This is a genomic window from Arthrobacter sp. Soil736 (genome assembly GCF_001428005.1).
Classification (GTDB): domain Bacteria; phylum Actinomycetota; class Actinomycetes; order Actinomycetales; family Micrococcaceae; genus Arthrobacter.
This window is the reverse complement of the sequence record NZ_LMSB01000008.1, coordinates 1-20,130: the sequence shown is the minus strand read 5'-3', so window position 1 is coordinate 20,130 and position 20,130 is coordinate 1. Positions and strand designations below refer to the sequence as shown.

Here is a 20,130-nt window from a genome sequence, read left to right as displayed (position 1 = left end):
ATCCTACGGGGCAGGGTCCGCGTGGTTGGGGGAGACCTGCTGCCTGCCTGCGAAGTAGTCCCGCGTGGAGGGCAGGAACCGGCACACTGCTGCCAGCACCACCCCCAGCGCCAGGAGCACCACGCCGCTGACAAAGGCCCCGCCGACGCCGAAGATCTGGGTGTCCCCGTAGGCCGGGTCCCACATCTGTGCCGCGGAGACAAAGAATGCCGCCGTGAGGATCAGCGCCCCGAGCAGCGGCAGGATCCCGCGGAACCACAGATTGCGGGCGGACTCGCGGAGCGTGCCGCGGAAATGCCAGACGCACGCGAAGCCGGTGAGGGCGTAGTAGAACGCGATGAAGAGGCTGATGGAGCTGATCGAATCGGACAGCAGGTTCTCGCTCAGGAAGCTCATGGCCACGTAGTACGCGATCGCCGCGCCGCCCATCACCTGCGTGGAAAACCCGGGCGTCTGGTTGCGCTCGTGGACTTCGGCGAACTTCGGCGGCAGGGCGCCGTGGACGCCCATGGACAGCGTGCCGCGGGCCGTGGGCAGGATGGTGGTCTGGGTGGAGGAGAGCACGGAGGCCAGGACCGCGACGACGATCAGCCAGCCCCACGGTCCCAGGACCACGTCCTTCATGGCCAGGAAGACGTCGGCCTGGTTCTCGCTGTTTCCCAGCCCGATGCCCTCCGTGCCCACCGTGGCGTACATCATCACCAGGAGGGCCACGGAAACGTAGATGGCCACCAGGACGAAGGCCGAGATCACGGCGCCGCGGCCCGGCGTGGTGGTCGGGTTTTCGGTCTCCTCGTTCACCGCCAGGCAGGTGTCCCAGCCCCAGTAGATGAACAGTGCCAGGAGGGCGCCGTGCACCACCGCGCCGGGATCGGCAAACGCGCCGGCGGGGTTGAACCACTCGATGTCGAAGGCCTGGCCGGTTGTGGCCCCGCCAGGAGCCCCGCCCGCGATCCTGAAAATGATGGCCGCAGCGAAGATGCCCAGCGAGATGTACTGGACGTAGGTCAGGACGCGCTGGACATGTTCGCCCAGCCGGATCCCGCGGTAGTTGACCAGGGTCATGAAGAGGATGAACAGCACGCCCGTGGCGGTGACCACAATCTTGTTCCCGGCGATTGAGCCGTCTCCGATGAGCAGCCACAGGTATTGCCCGGCCACCTGCGCGAGGTTGGCCAGGACCACGGTGCCGGCCAGCGCCACGCCCCAGCCGCCCAGCCAGCCGGCCCACGGGCCGAAGGCGCGCCGGGCCCAGATGAACGTGGTGCCGCAATCCGGCATGGCGCTGTTGAGCTCGCGGAAGGCGTACGCGATGAACAGCACCGGAATGAAGCCCAGGAGCAGGATCAGGGGTGTGTAGTTCCCGTTCACGGCCACGATCAGTCCCAGCGTCGCGGCCAGGGAATAGACGGGAGCGGTAGAGGCCAGGCCCAGCATGACGGAGTCACCCAGGTCGAGGATCCCGGCGTGCAGTCCCTTGGAGGGGACAGCGCCACGGGACCGGCCCCCGGTGCCGCCTCCCGCCGTCGTGGTTCCTGTGCTCATAGTGCGATACCTGCCTTGCTGGAGTGGGCTGCGGCGGAGTGGGCCTGGACGCTGAGGGGCGCCGGCGCGTCAATGGTGTTCGGCACGAAGCGGCAGAAGTAATCGGTGATGGGGCCGTCGGATTCGCGGATGCCGCAGCCTACCGACTCGCCGTCCACCACCCACAGGCCGAGGACGGGATGGTTGCCGTCGAAGTCGGGGAGGGAGTGGAACTGCTGGTAGCACCAGCCCTCGCGGCCGTACCCGCCGGGCTGTTCCATGCTGATGCCCTCCGCCTGGATCCTGATGTTGTCCCCTTCGCGGCCGTGCAGCGGCTTGGCCACCCATTCCTTCAGCGGGCCGGGCTCATTGAGGTAGGCCGGCAGCAGGTTCGGGTGGCCCGGGTACAGGTGCCACAGGGCGGCCAGCAGCGCCTTGTTGGAGAGGAGCATCTTCCAGGCAGGTTCCACCCAGCGCGGATTGTGCGCGCGCTGGAGCAGGCGGTGGCCGAACGGCTCCTTCATCATCAGCTCCCACGGGTAGAGCTTGAAGATGGTGCTGATCATGAAATTGTCCAGGTCCACGAAGCGGTTCAGGTTGGGGTCCCAGCCGATGTCGGACATGTTGATGCCGATGGTGGTCCAGCCGGCCTGGCTGGCCACGTCCCGCATGTAGGCCGCCGTCATCCAGTCTTCCCCGGATTCCTCGGCTTCCGAGTGCGCGATGTGCAGCGTGCTCATGCCCGTGCGGTACTGCAGCTTCTTCCACTGGCGGATCAGCGCCTCGTGGATGCCGTTCCACTGGTCCTTCTCCGGGAAGACGTCCTGCAGCCAGAACCACTGGGCCACCGCGGCCTCAATCAGGCCGGTGGGAGTGTCCGCGTTGTATTCGAGCATCTTGGCGGCGCCGCCCTGGCCGTCGTAGACGAAATCGAAGCGGCCGTAGATGTCCATGTCCCCGGCCTGCAGCGATTCGGCCGCCAGCTCCAGGGCCTGCGGTCCGATGCCGATGGGCCCCATGGCGCCCGTCGCCAGGAACTTCGCCGCCTCGAGGCACATGGCGTGCATTTCCTCGGCGGTCTGTTCGAGGGCCTCCACTTCGTCCATGGTGAACTCGTAGTAGGCGGATTCGTTCCAGTACTCGATCTTCCGGCCGCCGGGCAGCGTGGTGGTGGAGAAGACCAGTCCCTGCTCCTCGATTTTCTGTTTCCAGTCCGGCCGGGGCTCCGACAGTAGGCGCTTCACCTAGCCTCCAGTGCTTCCGCCGCCTTTGGAGCTGCTGCCGAAGCCGCCCCTGCTGACCGTGCCGCCCTTGGTGCTGTAGCCCGTGGACGTCTTGGCGCCCTGCGGCACCGTTTTGGTGAAGCTCGGATAGGCCGAACGGTTCTGGCCCACGGCCGGAACGCTGGCGCCGCGGGCGTAGAAGTACCACGCGTAGAGGCCGCCGCCGCGGCCGGCGGTGCTGTTGCACTGGGTGTCCTCCACCCGCTCGCCGGTTTCGTCGTTGAAGCAGACCTGTGCGTAGTCGGCTTCCTGCTCGTTGCTCGCCACGATCGCGGTGATGGTGCCGGCCAGCAGCGCTGTCACACCGAGGCCGACGACGACGGTGCGGCGCTGCGACCGCTTCTTCCTCGCCGCCGCGGAGGCCAGCTCGCGCTCGCGCTCACGGGCGAACGGATCAAAGAGGGGACTTGGCCGGGGGACGTCCTGACTTGGCTGGCTGTTGGCCTGGGCGTCCTTGTCCTGGCCAAGGTTCAGCAGCTCAGGATGGAGCTCCGGCTTGGGTACCTGCCAGGGCGGGGGCTTGGCGGGCCCGGAGCCGGGCGCGGAACCGGGCGCGTTCTCGCCGGGGCCCCCGCCAGGGTCCTTCTGCGGTTCCTTCTCCGGGTCCATGGTTCCCCCTGCTGTTCCATGCCGTTGAGCCTGCGCTCGCGGGCCAGTGAAATCCTGCAGCAAGCCTAGTAGCTGCATGGTCCTGCGGCGAACAAAAAAGCGGTCAGGAGTTCCCTTTGGCGCAGCAGGGGCACCGCGACCGCCGAGAACCTAGACTGTTGCCATGGATACCGCCACTCTGCTTGCCGTCTGCCGGGTACACCAGCTCCTCCCTGACGAAGGGAGCGTGGGCGTTACGGCCATTGACAAGCGTCCCGTGGACGGGCCGGTGAGGGTGCACAAGCTTGGCCTGCATGGCGACGTCCAGGCCAGCCGCATCCACCACGGCGGCGAGGACCAGGCGCTGTACGCCTATTCCCAGGCCGACGCCGATTACTGGATCGGAGAGCTGCAGCGCGAACTGCCGCCCGGAATCTTCGGCGAAAACCTGCGGGTGGCCGGAATCGAGACCACGGGTGCGGTGATCGGTGAGCGCTGGAAGATCGGCCTGGACGTCGAAGTCGAGGTCACTTCACCCCGCGTGCCGTGTGCGGCTTTCCAGCGCCGCATGGGGGAGGCCCAGTGGGTCAAGCGCTTCACCGAGGCGGGCCGCGTGGGCACATACCTCCGGGTGATCCGGACCGGCTCCATCCAGGCCGGCGACCACATCCACCGGCTTTTCGTTCCCAGCCACGGGGTGACAATCGGCCGGTGGTTCAGCCAGCCTGACGTCGAAGCCATGGAGGCCCTCCGCGACGCCGACGCGGACGGCGAAATCCGCCTCCAGCCCGAGTACCACGACGAATTCGAGAAGCTGCTCCGCCGGGTGGGCAGCTAGCGCCTCCCAGCTCTGGGCATTTCTGCACCGCTTTCCGCAGCCTCGGAGCGGAGGAACCTTGGGCTGGCGCGGAATCGGGATCCAACGGCGCCGGAAAGCGGTGCAAATCTGCGGCGATTCCGCTGAATCAAGGCGGAAAATTGCGGGTTGGCTGCTGCCTGTGTGCGCAAGCTCACCGCCGCGTGCGGCCTCTCGGTTACCCAGGCACGGAACCATGCCTTACACTTGAAATATCCCCCACTCCGGAAATCCCTTATTCCTGCCCAATTTTTGAGGCAGGACTGGCAAGTGTTGGAGTCCGCACAAGCGATGCGGGCATTTTCATAGGGAGAGCCGGCTAAAGAAAACGCTGTACAGACTGCTGGGATAGCAGCCAAGAGATGCAGCGGGAAGTCCTGCCACGGGATTGCGAAAGCGCCGGACTTCTACGTGACCGGCCGGTCAAAGTATGCCCGGCAACCACGGCACATGTACTGCGGCTCCGCTCACCTCGGGTTGTGCCGCCTGGCCCCCTATGGATGAGGAAACTTCCCTATGCCCGAAACTCACAACGACGCCATCGAGACCGAAACGGCAACTGCCGAATCCGCGACCGTCGAATTCACTGAGGCCGCTGCCCCCGCAGCAGAGCCCGCCCCTGCCGACGCTCCCGCCAAGGCCGAAGAAGCGCCCGCCGCTCCCGCAGCCAAGGCTGAGGAAGACGAAGAAGAAGGCGTGAAGTTCGCCGATCTCGGCATCGACCCCCGCGTCCTCGCCGCCCTGCAGGACGTCGGCTACGAAAAGCCTTCCCCCATCCAGGCAGCAACCATCCCGCTGCTGCTTGAAGGCCGCGACGTCGTGGGCCTCGCCCAGACCGGCACCGGTAAGACTGCAGCATTCGCAGTACCGGCACTGTCCCGCCTGGCCGAGCTCCACGACCTCAACGGCCCGTCCCGCAAGACGCAGGCACTGGTCCTGGCTCCGACCCGCGAGCTCGCGCTCCAGGTTGCCGAGGCTTTCACCTCGTACGCCAAGCACATCGATGACTTCACGGTCCTCCCCGTCTACGGCGGCTCCGCCTACGGCCCCCAGCTCGCCGGCCTGCGCCGCGGTGCACAGGTGGTCGTCGGTACTCCCGGCCGTGTGATCGACCACATTGCCAAGGGTTCCCTGGACCTGTCCGAGCTCCAGTACCTGGTGCTGGACGAGGCCGACGAAATGCTCCGCATGGGCTTCGCTGAGGACGTTGAGCAGATCTTCCAGCAGACCCCGTCGGACCGCCAGGTGGCGCTGTTCTCGGCCACCATGCCGAGCCAGATCCGTCGCATGTCCAAGCAGTACCTGAACAACCCGGCCGAGATCTCGGTGAAGTCCAAGACCACCACCGGCGCCAACACCCGCCAGCGGTACCTGCAGGTCATGGGCCCGCACAAGCTCGACGCCCTGACCCGCATCCTCGAGGTTGAAGAGTTCGACGGCGTCATCGCCTTCGTGCGCACCAAGATGGCCACCGAGGACCTGGCTGACAAGCTGAAGTCCCGCGGTTTCCAGGCTGCCGCCATCAACGGCGACATCCCGCAGCAGCAGCGCGAACGCACTGTCGACGCGCTGAAGGAAGGCCGCATCGACGTCCTGGTGGCCACCGACGTCGCGGCCCGTGGCCTTGACGTTGAGCGCATCAGCCACGTGGTCAACTACGACATCCCGCACGACACCGAGTCCTACGTCCACCGCATCGGCCGCACCGGCCGTGCAGGCCGTTCCGGCGACGCCATCCTGTTCATGACGCCGCGGGAGAAGTACCTGCTGCGTTCCATCGAGAAGGCAACCCGCCAGCCGGTGGAGCAGATGCACCTGCCCACCGCTGAAACGGTGAACACGCTGCGCCTGGGCAAGTTTGCCGAGCGCATCACGGAGACCCTTGAGTCCGAGGACGTTGCGGCGTTCCGTGACCTCATCTCCTCCTACGAGGAAGAGCACAATGTTCCGGCTTCGGAGATCGCTGCCGCGCTGGCCGTCATGGCACAGGGCGGACAGCCGCTCCTGGTCAAGGAACTGCCTGCAGCCCCCGAGTTCCAGAAGCGCGAACGCTCCAAGGACGGCTTCGGATCCCGCGGCCCGACCCGCACGCTCACCGAGGGCAACGCCACCTACCGGATCGCCGTCGGACGCCGCCAGCGCGTCATGCCGGGTTCCATCGTTGGCGCCATTGCCAACGAAGGCGGCATCTCCTCGGCCCAGATCGGCGGCATCGACATCCGCTCGGACCACTCCCTCGTGGAACTCCCGGCGGACCTGAGCCCCGATCAGCTGAAGGCCCTGTCCCGCACCCGGATCGGCGGCGAGCTGATCCACCTCGAACTGGACAACGGCCGCAAGCCGTCCGGCGGCGGCGGCGAGCGTGGCGGTTACCAGGGCAACCGTGGCGGCGACCGCGGCGGTTACTCCGGCGGCGGAGACCGTGGCGGCAACTTCAAGGGCAACGGCGGGTTCAAGAAGGAATTCCGCAAGAACGACGGCGAGCGGTCCTCCGCGGACCGCGGCGGCCGTTCGTACAGCGACCGTTCGGAGCGCAGCGTTGGTGCTGACAGCGGTGCAAGCCGCGGCCAGGCCAGCGACTCCCGCTTCGGCGGCCACGGCGACGGCTCACGCAAGCCCCGCCACGGCAACGAAGGCGGACAGCGCGACTTCAACCGCAAGGGCAAGTGGTAACCACCGGCCCGGGGGAGTAGCTCCCTGCCAGTAGTTTTGAAATGACAGATATGGACCGGCTTCCGAGCGGGTCTATATCTGTTTAATCACTAAAGCCAACGTGCTGCCCTGAATGGCGTCCCCGGTGCCGGCGCGGAGCACCCATATGGGCCTTTTCGGCGGTCTCCCGGACCGTCAAATAGGGCCTTTCCGAGGTCATAAAAATGGTTCCGGCGCAACTGTTTCGGCGGCTCCGGAAGCGCCCTCGCGCCGATTTGTTGAGTGGGAACTCTTCCGGTAGAGTATTTACTCGTTGCCCCCCTAGCTCAGTGGTAGAGCGCGTTCTTGGTAAGAACGAGGTCACCGGATCGATTCCGGTGGGGGGCTCTGAATGAGGGCCTGTGTCAAGGCGGTCTTGACCGGCTTGACACAGGTTTTTCTCATTCGTGGCGGTGTAGCTCAGTTGGTTAGAGCGCACGACTCATAATCGTGAGGTCGGGAGATCGAGCCTCCCCACCGCTACAGATCAAGCCCCCGGAATCCGCAAGGTTCCGGGGGCTTTTCTGTCTTCAGTTGAGATCGTGACAAGAACCACGTTTCCCCGTAGCTTGGCAGCACTGACGAATGGGGATATCAGTGGACCTCTTCGAAACGATCATGTTTCCGTTCAAGTGGCTTGTGTCCGCCATCATGGTGGGCTTCCACGAGGGCCTGAGCGCCGTGGGCATGCCGGCGGCGAGCGGCTGGACCTGGACACTGTCCATCATCGGGCTGGTGCTGGTGATCCGTGCCGCCCTGATTCCCGTGTTCCTGAGGCAGGTCAACGCCCAGCGCCGCATGCGGCTGCTGCAGCCGGACCTGCAGAAGTTGCAGGACAAATACAGGGGCAAAACCGATCCGCTGTCCCGGCAGGCCATGGCCCAGGAACAGATGGCCATCTACAAGGAGCACGGCACCAACCCCTTCTCCGCCTGCCTGCCCCTGCTGATCCAGATGCCGTTCTTCTTCGCCCTCTTCCAGGTGCTCTCCGGCATCAGCACGGCCCGCAACCAGGCCACGGGAATCGGTGCAATGGGCCGCGACCAGGTGGCGCAGTTCGACGAGGCGAGCATCTTCGGTGCCCCGCTCTCGGCCACGCTGCTGCACAATGCCGGAGGCAACCCGGCAACGGTCACCATCCTGACCATCGTGATGATCCTGACCATGACAGCCGCGCAGTTCGTCACGCAGAAGCACATCATGGCCACGAGCATGCCCGAAGAAGCCACGGCCAGCCCCTTCATGCGGCAACAGAAGATGCTGCTCTACATCCTGCCCATCGTGTTCGGGGCGGGAGGCATTATCTTCCCCATCGGCGTCCTGATCTACTGGACCGTCTCCAACCTTTGGACCATGGTGCAGCACCGCCTTGTCACGGACCCGCGGGCGCCTGGTCCCGGTGGGGTCCCGCGCCCAGCGTGACGCAAGCAACGGTAGACCCGACAACGCCGCCAAGCGGGCAAGTAAACGGGCAAGAAAAAGCCCCGCACCGCCGTCGGACGGTGCGGGGCTTTCCTGCGGGGCGGGCGTCAGACTTTGGTGAGGCTCACCATCACGTTGGGGCACGAATCCGCGTACCGGATCAGCGCGGCCTTCTCCGTGCTGTCCACGCGCAGGCCCCACCGGATCTTCACGGTGATCCACTGGCCGATGTAGGCGCATTTGTTCGCGGGCGGCATCCACGATTCCGGGCCCCTGGCCTGCTTGGCGGAGTTCAGGGCCGCCGTCTGGGCATTCAGGGACCGCGAGTCGCCCAGGTCGTTGTAGAACGCCACGCGCCGCGCCTGCGACCAGTAGCGCGCGCCGGAGCCCCACGCCTCGTGGACCGGGACGGTGTGGTCGATTTCCACCGCCGTGGCGGAGTAGTGCGTCCGGTTGTCCCAGGTGGTCACCCAGCGGGCCGTGCGGACCGTGCACTTCCGGGTGGTGGTGTACGTCGCGGCGGCACGCGCTTCCTGGAGCAGCACCTCGGCGCGGGTGTTCTGGCAGTCGCGGTTGGTGTCGAGCCAGGAGCCGAAGTAGCGGGTCCGGTCGTAGCCCGCGTTGTTCTCGGCAGCCACCGGAAGCGACCGCGCTGCAGTGCGCAGCGTCGCCGAGTAGTAGGTGGCGGCTTCTGCCGGCACCGCGAGGCCGGCGAGCAGAAGTCCCGCGGCCAGGCCCGAGGCGGCGAGGGACCTGCCCAGGGCCGCCCCGCGCAAAAGTGAGACTAGTGAAGTCGCCCGAATCCGGACGTGTTTGAACCGGCCTGCCGGCATAATTCCCCCATTTAGGTCATGAAAATCTGATGCGCACTGATTGATGCGAAGACCAGCATGACAGCGGAAAAGCCCGGCAAGCGCGTCCTTGATCAGGTCTTGATCCAAACCTGTGCCAATGCTGCGGAGGGCCAATGAAGGGCGCGGCCAGCGCCATGCTGTTGCCATCCGGCCACACCGAACCTAGGGTCGGATTGCGGCGGTCCGCCCCCAGAGGACAGCCCCGGAAGCGGCCCGCCGCAGAACAGTGCACCGCCGAACACGGGAGGGTCTCCATGGCCAAACTGATCTACTCGGGAATCATGTCGCTCGACGGCTACGTGGCGGACCGGGAAGGGAACTTCGACTGGAGCGAGCCCGACGCCGAGGTGCACACGTTCGTCAACGAGCTTGAGCGCCCGGTGGGGACCCACCTCTATGGCCGCCGGCTGTACGAGGTGATGGCCGTGTGGGAGGACCAGGACGCCTTCGCCGCGGAGCCGGACTATATCCAGGAGTTCGCGCGGCTCTGGACGGATGCTGACAAAGTGGTCTTCTCCCGGACGCTGGCCACGCCGTCCACCAAACGGACCAGGATCGAGCGGGAGTTCAATGCCGATGCCGTCCGGCAGCTGAAGGCGGAAGCCGGACGGGACCTGATCATCGGCGGTCCGGACCTTGCCGCCTCCGCCATCCGGGCGGGCCTCGTCGACGAGTTCCAGATGTTCGTCTCGCCCGTGGCCGTTGGCGGCGGCAAGAGGTACTTCCCGGAGGACATCCGGCTCCGGCTCGAGCTGCTCGAGGAACGGCGGTTCGGGAACGGCGTGGTCTACCTCCGCTACCGGAACCGGACCTGATGTTCCTCCCCGGCACGGCGACGCCGGCTGCCGCTGGGACTCCCGGGCACGCTGGGACTCCGGCGCGCCGTGGGACACAATGGGGGCATGACCCGAATCGCAATCATCGGCGGCCACGGCAAAGTGGCCCTCCATCTGTCCACCCTCCTCACGGAAGAGGGGCACAGCGTCACGTCCTTCATCCGCAACCCGGACCACGCCGCCGACGTCGCGGCCACCGGCGCGTCGCCGTCGGTCCTGGACGTTGAAAAGTCGACGACGGCGGAGATCGCCGCCGCGCTCCGGAACCACGACGCCGTGGTCTGGTCAGCCGGCGCCGGGGGAGGGAACCCGCAGCGCACCTACGCCGTGGACCGCGATGCCGCCATCCGCTCAATGGATGCGGCGGCGGAGGCCGGCGTGGGCCGCTACGTCATGGTGTCGTACTTCGGTTCCCGCCCTGACCACGGGGTCCCCGAGGACAACGGCTTCTTCGCCTACGCCGAGGCCAAGGCTGCGGCGGATGAACACCTCCGCGGCACGAGCCTGGACTGGACCATCCTCGGCCCCGGCCATCTCACCGGCGGACCCGGCACCGGCCTGATCGACGTCAATCCGGATAGCACCTGGCAAGGCGCCGACACCTCCCGCGCCAATGTGGCGATCGTCGCGACGGCCGTGCTCGAGGTGCCCGGAAGCGTCGGCAAGACCATCGAATTCCGGGACGGCACCCTCCCGGTCGCCGCCGCGCTGGAACTGGTGAAGTAGCCGCCGGCGAAGCGGTGGCTGGTCGCGTCGAAGGGGCCGCCCGGTGGTCCCGGTAGTGTAGAAAGGCACGGCCAGCACCCCGTCACGGGACGGCGCAGGCCCGACACCCTGGGGAAAGTGAGCACATGGACCAGCTGGCACTCATCATCGGACTCCTGCTCGCCACCGTGGTGGCCGTCGGCCTGGGAGACCGGCTCCGGCTGCCCTACCCGGTCCTGATGCTCCTCCTGGCCGTGGGCCTGACTTTCATCCCCGGATTCCCGGACCTGGCGATCTCGCCCGAGCTGATCCTGCCCATCTTCCTGCCGCCACTGCTGTTCGCCACGGCCCAGCGCAGTTCCTGGGCGGTGTTCCGGGTCCGGTGGCGCACGCTCATCATGCTCGCGGTGGCCCTGGTGGTGATCTCCACGGCGGTGGTCGCCGGCGCGGCATGGCTCATGATTCCGGGCATCGGCATCCCCGCCGCCATCGCCCTGGGCGCGATGGTGGCTCCGCCGGACCCGGTGGCGGTCGAGTCGGTTGCCGGCCGCGTCCACATGCCCCGCCGCATGATCACAGTGCTGCAGAGTGAGGGCCTCTTCAACGACGCCGCCGCCATCGTGATCTTCCAGGCGGCGGTGGCCGCCGCGGTCTCCGGCACCAAGCTGGGGCCCGACGTCGTCCTCAAGTTCGTGGTGGGAGCCGCCCTTGCCGTCGTGGTCGGCATCGCCATGGGCTGGCTGACGTCGCTGGTCACCCGGCTCGTGGAGTCGATGGTCGCGCGCAGCGCAGTCACCCTGGTGGTACCGTTTGCCGCCTACATCCTGGCTGAAGAATTCCATGCGTCCGGTGTTATCGCCGTCGTGGTCACCGCCTTGGAGATGCAGCGGCACTCCCGCCCGCAGGACGCCGCCGAGCGGGTGACCCGCACGGCCTTCTGGGACGTGGTGGAGCTCCTCGTGACCGGACTGGCGTTCGGCCTCGTGGGCCTCGAAATCCAGGACGTCGTCCGCAAGGAAGGCGCCGGCATCTTGGGCATGGTGGGCACCGCCGTCGTGGTCTGCATCCTGGTGTTCGCCGTGCGGTTCGGCTGGCTTGGCCTGCTGGCCCTGTCGGCGCGCAAGCGGAAGAACCTGCTGCAGCCCACCTCCGCCAAAGAGGTGCTGATCCTGACCTGGTGCGGGATGCGCGGCCTCGCCACGCTGGCCCTCGCGCTGGCTCTCCCGCTCACCCTCGCGGACGGCACGCCGTTCCCGGCGCGGGATGAACTGCTGGTCATAGCCTGCGCGGTGCTGCTCGCCACGCTGGTCCTGCCCGGGCTCACGCTGCCCTGGCTGATGCGCGTCCTCAAGGCGTCCCAGGACGGAACCGAGGAGCGGGACGCGGCACGGCTTCTGGCCAGGCGCGCCCAGGCGGCCGCCGTGGCGGCCCTCAAGGACAACGAGCTGATGAAGGAGCTGCCGCCGGAGAAGGTGGCGCTGGTGAAGGAGAAGATGAGGCGGCTGCATGCCGAACTGCTGGACGGCAGCCTCCGCAACGAGAGCCTGGCCGAGAAACGCGAGCGGGGCAGGGAGCTGGCCATCACGGTCCAGACCATCGCCCTGGACGCGGCCCGGCAGGAAGTGGTGGCCGCGCGCAACGAGGCCGACATGGACCCGGAGGTCGCGGACAGGGTGCTCCGCCAGCTCGACCTGCGGACCATGATCATGCCGGAATAGGGCAGCGCGAACGAACACTTGAGGCCCCAAAATCGCCGTGATTTGGGGCCTCAAGTGTACGTTCGCGCTGTTGTGGCGGGGTTGGAGGGCGGAGCGGCTTAGGCCGGCACGGACAGCTCCAGGTCCAGGGTGTTTTTCTCCACGTAATCCAGCGCGCACCTGACGGCCCCCACCGTCACGATCGAGTCGCCCAGCGGGGAAACCGCCACAGTCGGGGGAGTGGCGGTGAACTCGTGCAGCCGTTCGGCGATGGGCTCAAGCAGCACGCCTGCCGAGTTCGCCACGGCCCCGCCGATGACCACGAGCTCTGGGTTGATGATCGTGGCCACGGCGCCGATGATCCTGGCCATCCGGTCGGCCAGCCGGTCCAGGATTTCCAGTGCCACCGCGTCTCCCGCAGCGGCGGCCGCGAAGACGTGTTCGGCCTCGGCGCCGTCCCTGGCGTGCTCCCGGAGCGTTGTCCTGGCTGTTCCGGCCAGGGCCTCCGCCGCCCACGCCCTCGCCATGGCCGCGATGCCGAAGGTGTCGCCCACGCCGTCGACCATGTCGAGGAACGCCAGTTCGCCGGCGCCGCCGCCGATGCCGTGCAGCAGCCGCCCGTCGTCGAGCACGCCGGCACCGACGCGCTCGCTGGCGAGAATGACGACGACGTCGTCCACGCCTTCAGCCGCGCCGCGCCAGCGCTCGCCCAAGGCGGCGAGGTTGGCGTCGTTTTCGAGCAGCACCGTCCACCCCCTGAGTTCCTGAAGCGCGGCCTTGAGCCCGACGTTGAAAAGCCCCCAGAAGTGCTGGGCCGCCAGCACGTTCCCCTTGCGGTCCACCGGAGCAGCGATGCCGGCGCAGACGGCCAGCACGGAGTCGGGGGAGGCGCCCACGCTGTGCAGCGCCATCATGGCTGTCTTGTCGATCATTGCCACGCGTTCCTCGGCGGTGATCTCGGCCAGTGCGAACGGCTGGCTTGACCGTCCCAGAACCGTGCCGCGGAGATCGGACACCACCACCGTTGCCTTGGAGTAGCCCACATCCATCCCGAGGACGTAGCCGGCGTGCTCGTTCAGCTCGAACCTGCGCGCCGGCCTGCCCTTTTGGTATCCGCCGAACGCGCGCTGGTTTTCCAGCTCCCGGATCCAGCCCCGCTGCATGAGGTCTTCGCACACCGAGATGGCCGTGGCCCGGGTCAGGCCCGTGGCCTGCATGACGTCGGTGACCGTCACGGCCTGGGAGGCGCGCATGAAATCCAGGACAGCTCCGGCACTCACCCGCCGCAACAGCTGGGGCGTGGCCGCCGTCATCTCAGACATGGTGTTGACCTCCTTGTGCTTTTCACCACATAATACTTGAGGAACTAAATTTAGATTCTATATAAACTTTGAGCATGGTGGGCCGGACGGCCGCCGACCACCGGCTTTGTCTTCCAGAACCAGACCTTCAACCCTTTTGCAAAGGAGCAACCGTGAACAGCATCCTGAAGCACTGCCCGCCCGGACCACCCCGGCCCTTCCATCCCAAGCCTTCCCGGTCCCGGCCCTCGCTCACGTCGGTATCCGCCCCGTGAGCGCCGCCGCGCTGAGCGGAAACGCGCCGATTGGCAGGCGCGCGCTGCTGAAGTTCGCGGGCCTCGCCGGTGCCGCCGCCATGCTCCCCCTCTCCGGCTGCGGAGCCACGCCCGGCACGCAAAACGGCTTGACCACGCTGCGGTTCATGCAGAACAAGCCCGAGGTGGTGGCCTACTTCAACCAGGTCATCAAGGATTTCGAGGCGCTGAACCCGGACATCCGCGTCATCCAGGACTTCAACGAAGGCAACTTCGTTCCCGGGCTGGTCCGCAACGATCCGCCGGACGTCGTGACCCGCGGATTCGCGCAGGCCACGGCCGACTTCGTCAAGAAGGGCATCTTCGCCGACCTGTCGGACATGCAGGTGGCCGCCACCATCGACCCCAAGATGCAGGAGCTCATCAGCTCCTGGGGCCAGTACAACGGGAACGAGGTCAGCGCGCTGCCCTTTTCCCTGGCAGCCGCCGGGGTGATCTATAACAGGGATATCTTCGAGGCCAAGGGCGTCGCGGTCCCCACCACCTGGGACGAGTTTGTTGCGGCCTGCGAGACGTTCAAGGCTGCCGGCATCGCGCCGATCTATGGCACGTACAAGGACCCGTGGACCCTCTCGCAGGGCATGTTCGACTACGTCGCCGGCGGCTCGCTGGACGTTGCGGAGTTCTTCTCGAGGCTCACTGCCAGGGGCGCCGACATCAGCGCTGATGCCCCCGAATCCTTCGCCAACAACTTCGGCCCGGCCCTGCCCAAGATGCTGCAGCTGGCGTCCTTCGCCCAGAACGGAGCAGCCAGCAAGAATTACGCAGACGGCAACGCCGCGTTTGCCAAGGGCCAGGCGGCGATGTACCTGCAGGGCCCGTGGGCGCTTTCCCAGCTTGTCGCGGCGAACAAGGGCATCAGGCTCGGCAGCTTCCCCCTGCCGGTGACGAACAACCCGGAGGACACCAAAGCCCGCGTGAACGTGGACATGGCGCTCGCCATCACCCGCAACACGCCCAACATGGCCGCTGCGCAGCGGTTCGTCAACTACCTCCTGGAACCGTCGGTGGTGAACACCTACAACGAAAAGAACGCGGCGTTCTCACCGCTCAAGGACGCTCCCGCCGTCGACAATCCGCAGATCAGCGGGCTGGGTGCCTCGGTCAAGGAGGCACGCTACTACCAGGGCGCCGGCACGTACCTCCCGCCGTCCGTGCCGCTGAACAACTACGTCCAGTCTTTTGTGTACGGCAAGAACGGCGAACAGTTCCTCGCAGCCCTCGACGACGAATGGCGCCGCGTTGCCGAGCGCACCGCCGTCTGATCCCCACCCGATTCCAGGAGCCCCAATGACCACAACATCCCGGGTGGCCCAGACAGCCCCGCCCGCAGGACGCAACACGCCGACTTCCGCCCCGGCCAAAACCGAAACGTTCCGGTCCAAGAACAGGATCGATCCCGCGTACTACTGGATGATGGTGCCCGTACTGGCACTCTTCGCCTTCTTCATCACCCTTCCGGCACTGGTGGGCGTCTTTTTCAGCCTCACCAACTACGCCGGCTACGGCGACTGGAAGTTCATCGGACTGTCCAACTACGTCAACATCTTCAAGGACCCGGCCGTCCTTCAGTCGTACATCTTCACGTTCGTCTTCGCCCTGACCACCACCGTGGTGGTCAACATCGTGGCCCTTGCGATCGCCCTTGGCCTGAACGCCAAGATCAAGTGGCGCACGGGCATCCGCACCGTCTTCTTCATCCCCATGGTGCTGTCAGCCCTGATTGTGTCCTTCGTGTTCAACTACCTTTTCTCCAACACCCTCCCGGTGCTGGCGGAGCGGTTCGGGGTCACGCCGCTCGCCACGAGCATCCTCGCCAACGAGAACCTCGCCTGGCTCGCCATCGTGCTGGTCACGGTGTGGCAGGCGGCGCCCGGCGCCACCATCATCTACCTGGCCGGCCTGCAGAGCGTGCCCTCCGAAGTGTATGAAGCCGCTGACCTCGACGGCGCGGGCAGCTTCCGGCAGTTCCTGAGCCTTACCCTGCCGCTGATCCTCGGCTACCTCGTGATCAATGTGATCCTCGGGTTCAAGGGCTTCCTCGGCGCCTACGAGATCATCGTGGGTCTCACGGGAGGCGGGCCCGGCATGGCGACCCAGTCGGTCGCGATGCGCATCTTCTCCGGCTTCACCGGCGGCGACTATTCCTACCAGATGGCGAACGCCGTCATCTACTTCCTGATCACCCTGCTGATCTCCGTCATCCAGCTGCGCCTCATCCAGCGCCGGGGGGTTTCACTCTAATGACCGCTTCCACACTTCCCGAGACCATGGCCGGAGCCGCGGCTCCCGCACGCAAGATCCGCCGCTCCGGCCGCGAAGGCTACAAGGTCAACTGGTGGCTCACGGCGCTGATGATCGTTGCCTCGCTGACGGTCCTGCTGCCGCTGTACTTCACCGTGGCCATGGCCCTGAAATCACCCGACCAGATCGGCACGGGAACGGGCCTGGCCTGGCCCAGCCCGATGAACTGGGAAAACTTCGCGGCAGCCTACGTGGCCACGGACTTCCCGCGGGCCTTCATCTCCACCGCCTTCGTCACCGTGCTGAGCGTCCTCGGTTCGCTGGCCAGCAGCTCGCTCGTGGCCTACGCCATCGCCCGGAACTGGAACCGGAAGTTCTTCCGCGGCTCCTTCGTGTACCTGCTCTCGGCCATGTTCATCCCGTTCCCGGTGATCATCCTGCCGCTAATCAAGCAGACGGCACTCCTTGGCCTGGACAACCCGGCCGGCGTCGTCTTCCTGCACGTCCTCGGCGGCATTTCGTTCAACACCCTGCTCTACATCGCCTTCGTCCGCTCCATCCCCGTGGAACTGGAGGAATCGGCCCGCATGGACGGCGCCACCACGTGGCAGGTGTTCCGCAAGATCATCTTCCCGCTGCTGGCCCCCATGAACGCGACCGTGGGCATCTTCGCGTTCCTCGGTTCCTGGAACGACTTCCTGCTGCCGCAGATGATGATCGCCGACCCCAGCCTCCAGACCCTCCCCGTGGTGCAGATGCTCTTCCAGGGCGAGTTCAACACCAACTACAGCCTCGCGTTCGCGTCCTACCTGATGGCCATGGCACCCACATTGGTGGTTTACATCCTGGCCCAGCGTTGGGTACTGTCCGGAGTCATGCGCGGGGCAGTCAAGTAGACCCTTCAATCCAGTCCAGCAACAACCCCAACCACAAGAAAAGGATCACCCCTTGTCCACCACTGCCACACTGGCGACCCTGTCTGATTCCGACCGTCTGGCCGATCCGAACTGGTGGCGCCAGGCATCCGTCTACCAGATCTACCCCCGCAGCTTCTCCGACTCCAACGGGGACGGCCTGGGCGACATCCAGGGCATCACGGCCAAGGTCCCGTACCTGAAATCGCTGGGGATCGACGCCGTCTGGCTCAGCCCGTTCTACCCGTCGGCGCTCGCCGACGGCGGCTACGACGTGGACGACTACCGCGACGTTGACCCCAAGCTGGGCACGCTGGATGACTTCGACGAGATGGCAGCGGCCCTGCATGCCGCCGGCATCAAGCTGATCGCGGACATCGTCCCCAACCACTCCTCGGACCGGCACGAATGGTTCAGGGAAGCCCTCGCGTCTCCCAAGGGCTCCGCTGCGCGCGACCGCTACATCTTCCGTGACGGCAAGGGCCCCAACGGCGAGTTCCCGCCGTCGGACTGGGACTCGGTCTTCGGCGGACCCGCCTGGGAGCGCATCACCGAACCGGACGGCACGCCCGGCCAGTGGTACATGCACATCTTCGCCAAGGAGCAGCCGGACCTGAACTGGGCCAACCGGGAAATCCGCGACGACTTCCTCAAGACCCTGCGCTTCTGGTCCGACCGCGGCGTGGACGGCTTCCGCGTGGACGTGGCGCACGCCCTGACCAAGGACCTCACCGAACCCCTGCTGTCCAAGCTGGAACTGAGCGCGGCAAACACCGGGACCGACGGATTCGACGACGGCTCGCACCCGTTCTGGGACCGCGACGAAGTCCACGAGGTCTACACCGAATGGCGCGAGGTCTTCAACGAGTACAACCCGCCGCGCACCGCGGTGGCCGAAGCCTGGGTGCACGCCACCCGACGCCCCCGCTACGCGAGCCCCGAGGGCCTCGGCCAGGCGTTCAACTTCGACCTCCTGCAGGCCGATTTCGACGCCGAGGAGTTCAAGGAAATCATCACCCGCAACCTCGCCGAGGCGGCCGCCACCGGGGCGTCCTCCACCTGGGTCTTCTCCAACCACGACGTCGTCCGCCACGCCACGCGCTACGGCCTGCCCAAGACCTCCAAGGGCAAGAAGCACGCCAAGGGCCAGGACGGCAAGGACTGGCTGCTGGCCGGCGGACCCGAAGAGGAACTGGACGTGGCACTCGGCGAGCGCCGCGCCCGCGCCGCCACGCTGCTGATGCTCGCGGTGCCCGGCTCCGCCTACCTGTACCAGGGCGAGGAACTGGGCCTCCAGGAAGTCGCGGACATCCCCGACGCCGAGCGCCAGGACCCGTCGTTCTTCCGCAACAAGGGCGTCGAAGTCGGCCGTGACGGCTGCCGCGTGCCCCTGCCGTGGTCGGTTGAGGGGACCTCCTTCGGCTTCGGCGACGGCGGGGCCCACCTGCCGCAGCCGGACTGGTTCAGCCAGTACGCGGTCGAGGCCCAGGACGGCACCGAAGGCTCCACCCTCGAGCTCTACCGCACGGCCCTGAAGCTGCGCCGCGAACTGCAGGCCGAGGAAGAGCTGGAATGGATCGAAACCGGCAACCCGGAGGTCCTGCACTTCAGCCGCCCCGGCGGCTGGCAGTCGGTGACCAACTTCGGCGACACCGCCGTCGAGCTTCCCGCCGGGACCGTGCTGGTCACCAGCGCCCCGCTGGAAGGCGGCAGGCTGCCGGTCAACGCCACGGCCTGGCTGCGCTGACATTACTCAATGTCAAGTACGGGTGGCGGTGCCCGGCGGGCCCCGCCACCTGTGCGTCCGCCGCGACTCATGAAAGAGTGAAGCAATGACTGAACACAACGTTCCATCGTCCGCGCAGGAGCTCATTTACGGCTGCATGGGCCTTGGCGGCGGATGGTCCGACGAACCGCATGACGTCCACCATGTGGAGGAGGCCGCTGCCGCCGTCGACGCGGCGCTGGACGCCGGCATCACGCTGTTCGACCACGCGGACATTTACCGCAGGGGCAAGTCGGAGGCTGTTTTCGGTGAGGTGCTGGCGGCGACGCCGGGCCTGCGCGAGCGCATCCGGCTGCAGACCAAGTGCGGCATCCGCCTCAACGAGCGCGGGCTGGAGACGCACTACGATCTCAGCGGCGACGCCATCATAGAGCGCGTGAACGGCAGCCTCGAGCGCCTGCGCACGGACTATGTGGACGTCCTCCTGCTGCACCGGCCGGATCCCCTGATGGATCCGGCCGAGGTGGCGGCCGCCGTCGGGAAGCTCATGGCGGAGGGCAAGGTGCGGGCATTGGGCGTGTCCAACATGTCCGGCCAGCAGATTGCGTTCCTCCAGGACAGCCTGGAAACGCCGGTGGTGGCCAACCAGCTGGAGATGAGCCTGTTGAATCGGGCCTGGCTCGAGAGCACGGTGCTCGTCAACCACCCGGAATCGGCGGATTACAGCTTCCCCCACGGCACGATTGAATACTGCGTCCGGCAGGGGATCACCCTGCAGGCCTACGGCGCACTGGCACGCGGGCACTACACGGGGAATCCGCCCGAGCGGCCCACGCCCGCCGAGGCCGCCACGGCGGCGCTGCTGGCGGACATGGCCCGGGACAAGGGAACCACGTCCGAAGCCGTGCTGCTGGGGTGGCTCATGAAGCACCCGGCGGGGATAGCGCCCGTCATCGGCACGGCCAACCCGGACCGGATCCGGGCCTGTGCCGGAGCCGCCCGCGTGGCCGAAACCATGACCCGGGCCGAGTGGTACCGGCTGTGGGTCACGGCCCGGGGGAGCAATGTCCCCTAACCCCAACTAACACGAAAGTAGAAGTCGGTTAGGCCGCCGGGGACGGGGTGAGGGTGACGGTGAAGCCAAGGCTGTTGAGTTTGCTGATGGCGTTGTTTCT

Annotated in this window: 16 protein-coding genes and 2 tRNA genes; 13 read left to right on the top strand and 5 right to left on the bottom strand. The window is 66.6% G+C overall.

All coding sequences use genetic code 11. The annotated features are described in order from the left end of the window. Positions 1-3: 3 nt before the first annotated feature. The 3 genes from ASG92_RS06450 to ASG92_RS06440 are packed head-to-tail and all read right to left on the bottom strand — an operon-like array spanning position 4 to position 3,416. Positions 4-1,545, bottom strand: coding sequence for an APC family permease (locus ASG92_RS06450; RefSeq protein ID WP_056626124.1), 1,542 nt, complete (start codon positions 1,543-1,545; stop codon positions 4-6). Beyond that, entirely contained in the window at positions 1,542-2,768 is a 1,227-nt protein-coding gene (locus ASG92_RS06445) for a glutathionylspermidine synthase family protein (protein WP_056626121.1), read from the bottom strand. The genes ASG92_RS06450 and ASG92_RS06445 overlap by 4 nt, the downstream gene beginning before the upstream one ends. Further along, complete coding sequence (locus ASG92_RS06440; protein WP_056626118.1) at positions 2,769-3,416, bottom strand: hypothetical protein; 648 nt, start codon at positions 3,414-3,416, stop codon at positions 2,769-2,771. It abuts the gene before it with no gap. Positions 3,417-3,579: 163 nt separating this feature from the next. On the opposite strand from ASG92_RS06440, the gene ASG92_RS06435 reads away from it, so the two are divergent. From ASG92_RS06435 to yidC, 5 genes are all read left to right on the top strand, one after another. After that, positions 3,580-4,233, top strand: coding sequence for an MOSC domain-containing protein (locus ASG92_RS06435; protein ID WP_056626114.1), 654 nt, complete (start codon positions 3,580-3,582; stop codon positions 4,231-4,233). A 534-nt stretch (positions 4,234-4,767) separates the two neighbouring features. Next, positions 4,768-6,924, top strand: coding sequence for a DEAD/DEAH box helicase (locus tag ASG92_RS06430; RefSeq protein WP_056626111.1), 2,157 nt, complete (start codon positions 4,768-4,770; stop codon positions 6,922-6,924). 294 nt (positions 6,925-7,218) lie between these two features. Beyond that, positions 7,219-7,290: transfer RNA gene (locus ASG92_RS06425), tRNA-Thr, on the top strand. Positions 7,291-7,351: 61 nt separating this feature from the next. After that, positions 7,352-7,425, top strand: a tRNA-Met gene (locus tag ASG92_RS06420). Between the two features lie 114 nt (positions 7,426-7,539). After that, positions 7,540-8,364, top strand: coding sequence for a membrane protein insertase YidC (gene yidC, locus ASG92_RS06415; RefSeq protein WP_082579345.1), 825 nt, complete (start codon positions 7,540-7,542; stop codon positions 8,362-8,364). Positions 8,365-8,471: 107 nt separating this feature from the next. Here yidC and ASG92_RS06410 read toward each other — a convergent pair whose 3' ends face one another. Then, positions 8,472-9,140 carry an HNH endonuclease family protein gene (locus ASG92_RS06410; protein WP_056626104.1) on the bottom strand — a complete coding sequence of 223 codons (669 nt, stop codon included), beginning with the start codon at positions 9,138-9,140 and terminating at the stop codon, positions 8,472-8,474. 332 nt (positions 9,141-9,472) lie between these two features. On the opposite strand from ASG92_RS06410, the gene ASG92_RS06405 reads away from it, so the two are divergent. The 3 genes from ASG92_RS06405 to ASG92_RS06395 all read left to right on the top strand — a co-directional run bounded on the left by ASG92_RS06405 (position 9,473) and on the right by ASG92_RS06395 (position 12,477). After that, positions 9,473-10,033 carry a dihydrofolate reductase family protein gene (locus tag ASG92_RS06405; protein ID WP_056626102.1) on the top strand — a complete coding sequence of 187 codons (561 nt, stop codon included), beginning with the start codon at positions 9,473-9,475 and terminating at the stop codon, positions 10,031-10,033. An 87-nt stretch (positions 10,034-10,120) separates the two neighbouring features. Further along, positions 10,121-10,780, top strand: coding sequence for an SDR family oxidoreductase (locus ASG92_RS06400; RefSeq protein ID WP_056626099.1), 660 nt, complete (start codon positions 10,121-10,123; stop codon positions 10,778-10,780). A gap of 125 nt (positions 10,781-10,905) precedes the next feature. Next, positions 10,906-12,477: a Na+/H+ antiporter gene (locus ASG92_RS06395; protein ID WP_056626095.1), complete on the top strand. Its 1,572-nt coding sequence runs from the start codon at positions 10,906-10,908 to the stop codon at positions 12,475-12,477. 98 nt (positions 12,478-12,575) lie between these two features. On the opposite strand, the gene ASG92_RS06390 is transcribed toward ASG92_RS06395, so the two are convergent. After that, positions 12,576-13,778: an ROK family protein gene (locus ASG92_RS06390; protein ID WP_056626091.1), complete on the bottom strand. Its 1,203-nt coding sequence runs from the start codon at positions 13,776-13,778 to the stop codon at positions 12,576-12,578. A 250-nt stretch (positions 13,779-14,028) separates the two neighbouring features. Between ASG92_RS06390 and ASG92_RS06385 the strand changes: the two genes are divergently transcribed. From ASG92_RS06385 to ASG92_RS06365, 5 genes are all read left to right on the top strand, one after another. Continuing rightward, positions 14,029-15,336, top strand: a complete 1,308-nt coding sequence (locus ASG92_RS06385) for an extracellular solute-binding protein (RefSeq protein ID WP_056626089.1) — start codon at positions 14,029-14,031, stop codon at positions 15,334-15,336. 25 nt (positions 15,337-15,361) lie between these two features. Then, positions 15,362-16,315 carry a sugar ABC transporter permease gene (locus ASG92_RS06380; RefSeq protein WP_056626086.1) on the top strand — a complete coding sequence of 318 codons (954 nt, stop codon included), beginning with the start codon at positions 15,362-15,364 and terminating at the stop codon, positions 16,313-16,315. Beyond that, positions 16,315-17,211: a carbohydrate ABC transporter permease gene (locus ASG92_RS06375; RefSeq protein WP_056626082.1), complete on the top strand. Its 897-nt coding sequence runs from the start codon at positions 16,315-16,317 to the stop codon at positions 17,209-17,211. Before ASG92_RS06380 ends, ASG92_RS06375 begins: the two co-directional genes overlap by 1 nt. 52 nt (positions 17,212-17,263) lie before the next feature. After that, positions 17,264-18,976 (top strand): glycoside hydrolase family 13 protein, encoded by a 1,713-nt coding sequence (locus ASG92_RS06370; protein ID WP_056626080.1) that lies wholly within the window; start codon positions 17,264-17,266, stop codon positions 18,974-18,976. An 85-nt stretch (positions 18,977-19,061) separates the two neighbouring features. Beyond that, positions 19,062-20,030 (top strand): aldo/keto reductase, encoded by a 969-nt coding sequence (locus tag ASG92_RS06365; protein ID WP_056626078.1) that lies wholly within the window; start codon positions 19,062-19,064, stop codon positions 20,028-20,030. The last annotated feature ends 100 nt before the right edge of the window (positions 20,031-20,130 follow it).

What these genes read in the sequence shown, in the direction of transcription:
- ASG92_RS06450 (WP_056626124.1), bottom strand. Translation starts at nt 1,545, where the DNA reads ATGAGCACAGGAACCACGACGGCGGGAGGCGGCACCGGGGGCCGGTCC.
- ASG92_RS06440 (WP_056626118.1), bottom strand. Translation starts at nt 3,416, where the DNA reads ATGGACCCGGAGAAGGAACCGCAGAAGGACCCTGGCGGGGGCCCCGGC.
- ASG92_RS06435 (WP_056626114.1), top strand. Translation starts at nt 3,580, where the DNA reads ATGGATACCGCCACTCTGCTTGCCGTCTGCCGGGTACACCAGCTCCTC.
- ASG92_RS06430 (WP_056626111.1), top strand. Translation starts at nt 4,768, where the DNA reads ATGCCCGAAACTCACAACGACGCCATCGAGACCGAAACGGCAACTGCC.
- ASG92_RS06405 (WP_056626102.1), top strand. Translation starts at nt 9,473, where the DNA reads ATGGCCAAACTGATCTACTCGGGAATCATGTCGCTCGACGGCTACGTG.
- ASG92_RS06400 (WP_056626099.1), top strand. Translation starts at nt 10,121, where the DNA reads ATGACCCGAATCGCAATCATCGGCGGCCACGGCAAAGTGGCCCTCCAT.
- ASG92_RS06395 (WP_056626095.1), top strand. Translation starts at nt 10,906, where the DNA reads ATGGACCAGCTGGCACTCATCATCGGACTCCTGCTCGCCACCGTGGTG.
- ASG92_RS06390 (WP_056626091.1), bottom strand. Translation starts at nt 13,778, where the DNA reads ATGTCTGAGATGACGGCGGCCACGCCCCAGCTGTTGCGGCGGGTGAGT.
- ASG92_RS06380 (WP_056626086.1), top strand. Translation starts at nt 15,362, where the DNA reads ATGACCACAACATCCCGGGTGGCCCAGACAGCCCCGCCCGCAGGACGC.
- ASG92_RS06375 (WP_056626082.1), top strand. Translation starts at nt 16,315, where the DNA reads ATGACCGCTTCCACACTTCCCGAGACCATGGCCGGAGCCGCGGCTCCC.
- ASG92_RS06365 (WP_056626078.1), top strand. Translation starts at nt 19,062, where the DNA reads ATGACTGAACACAACGTTCCATCGTCCGCGCAGGAGCTCATTTACGGC.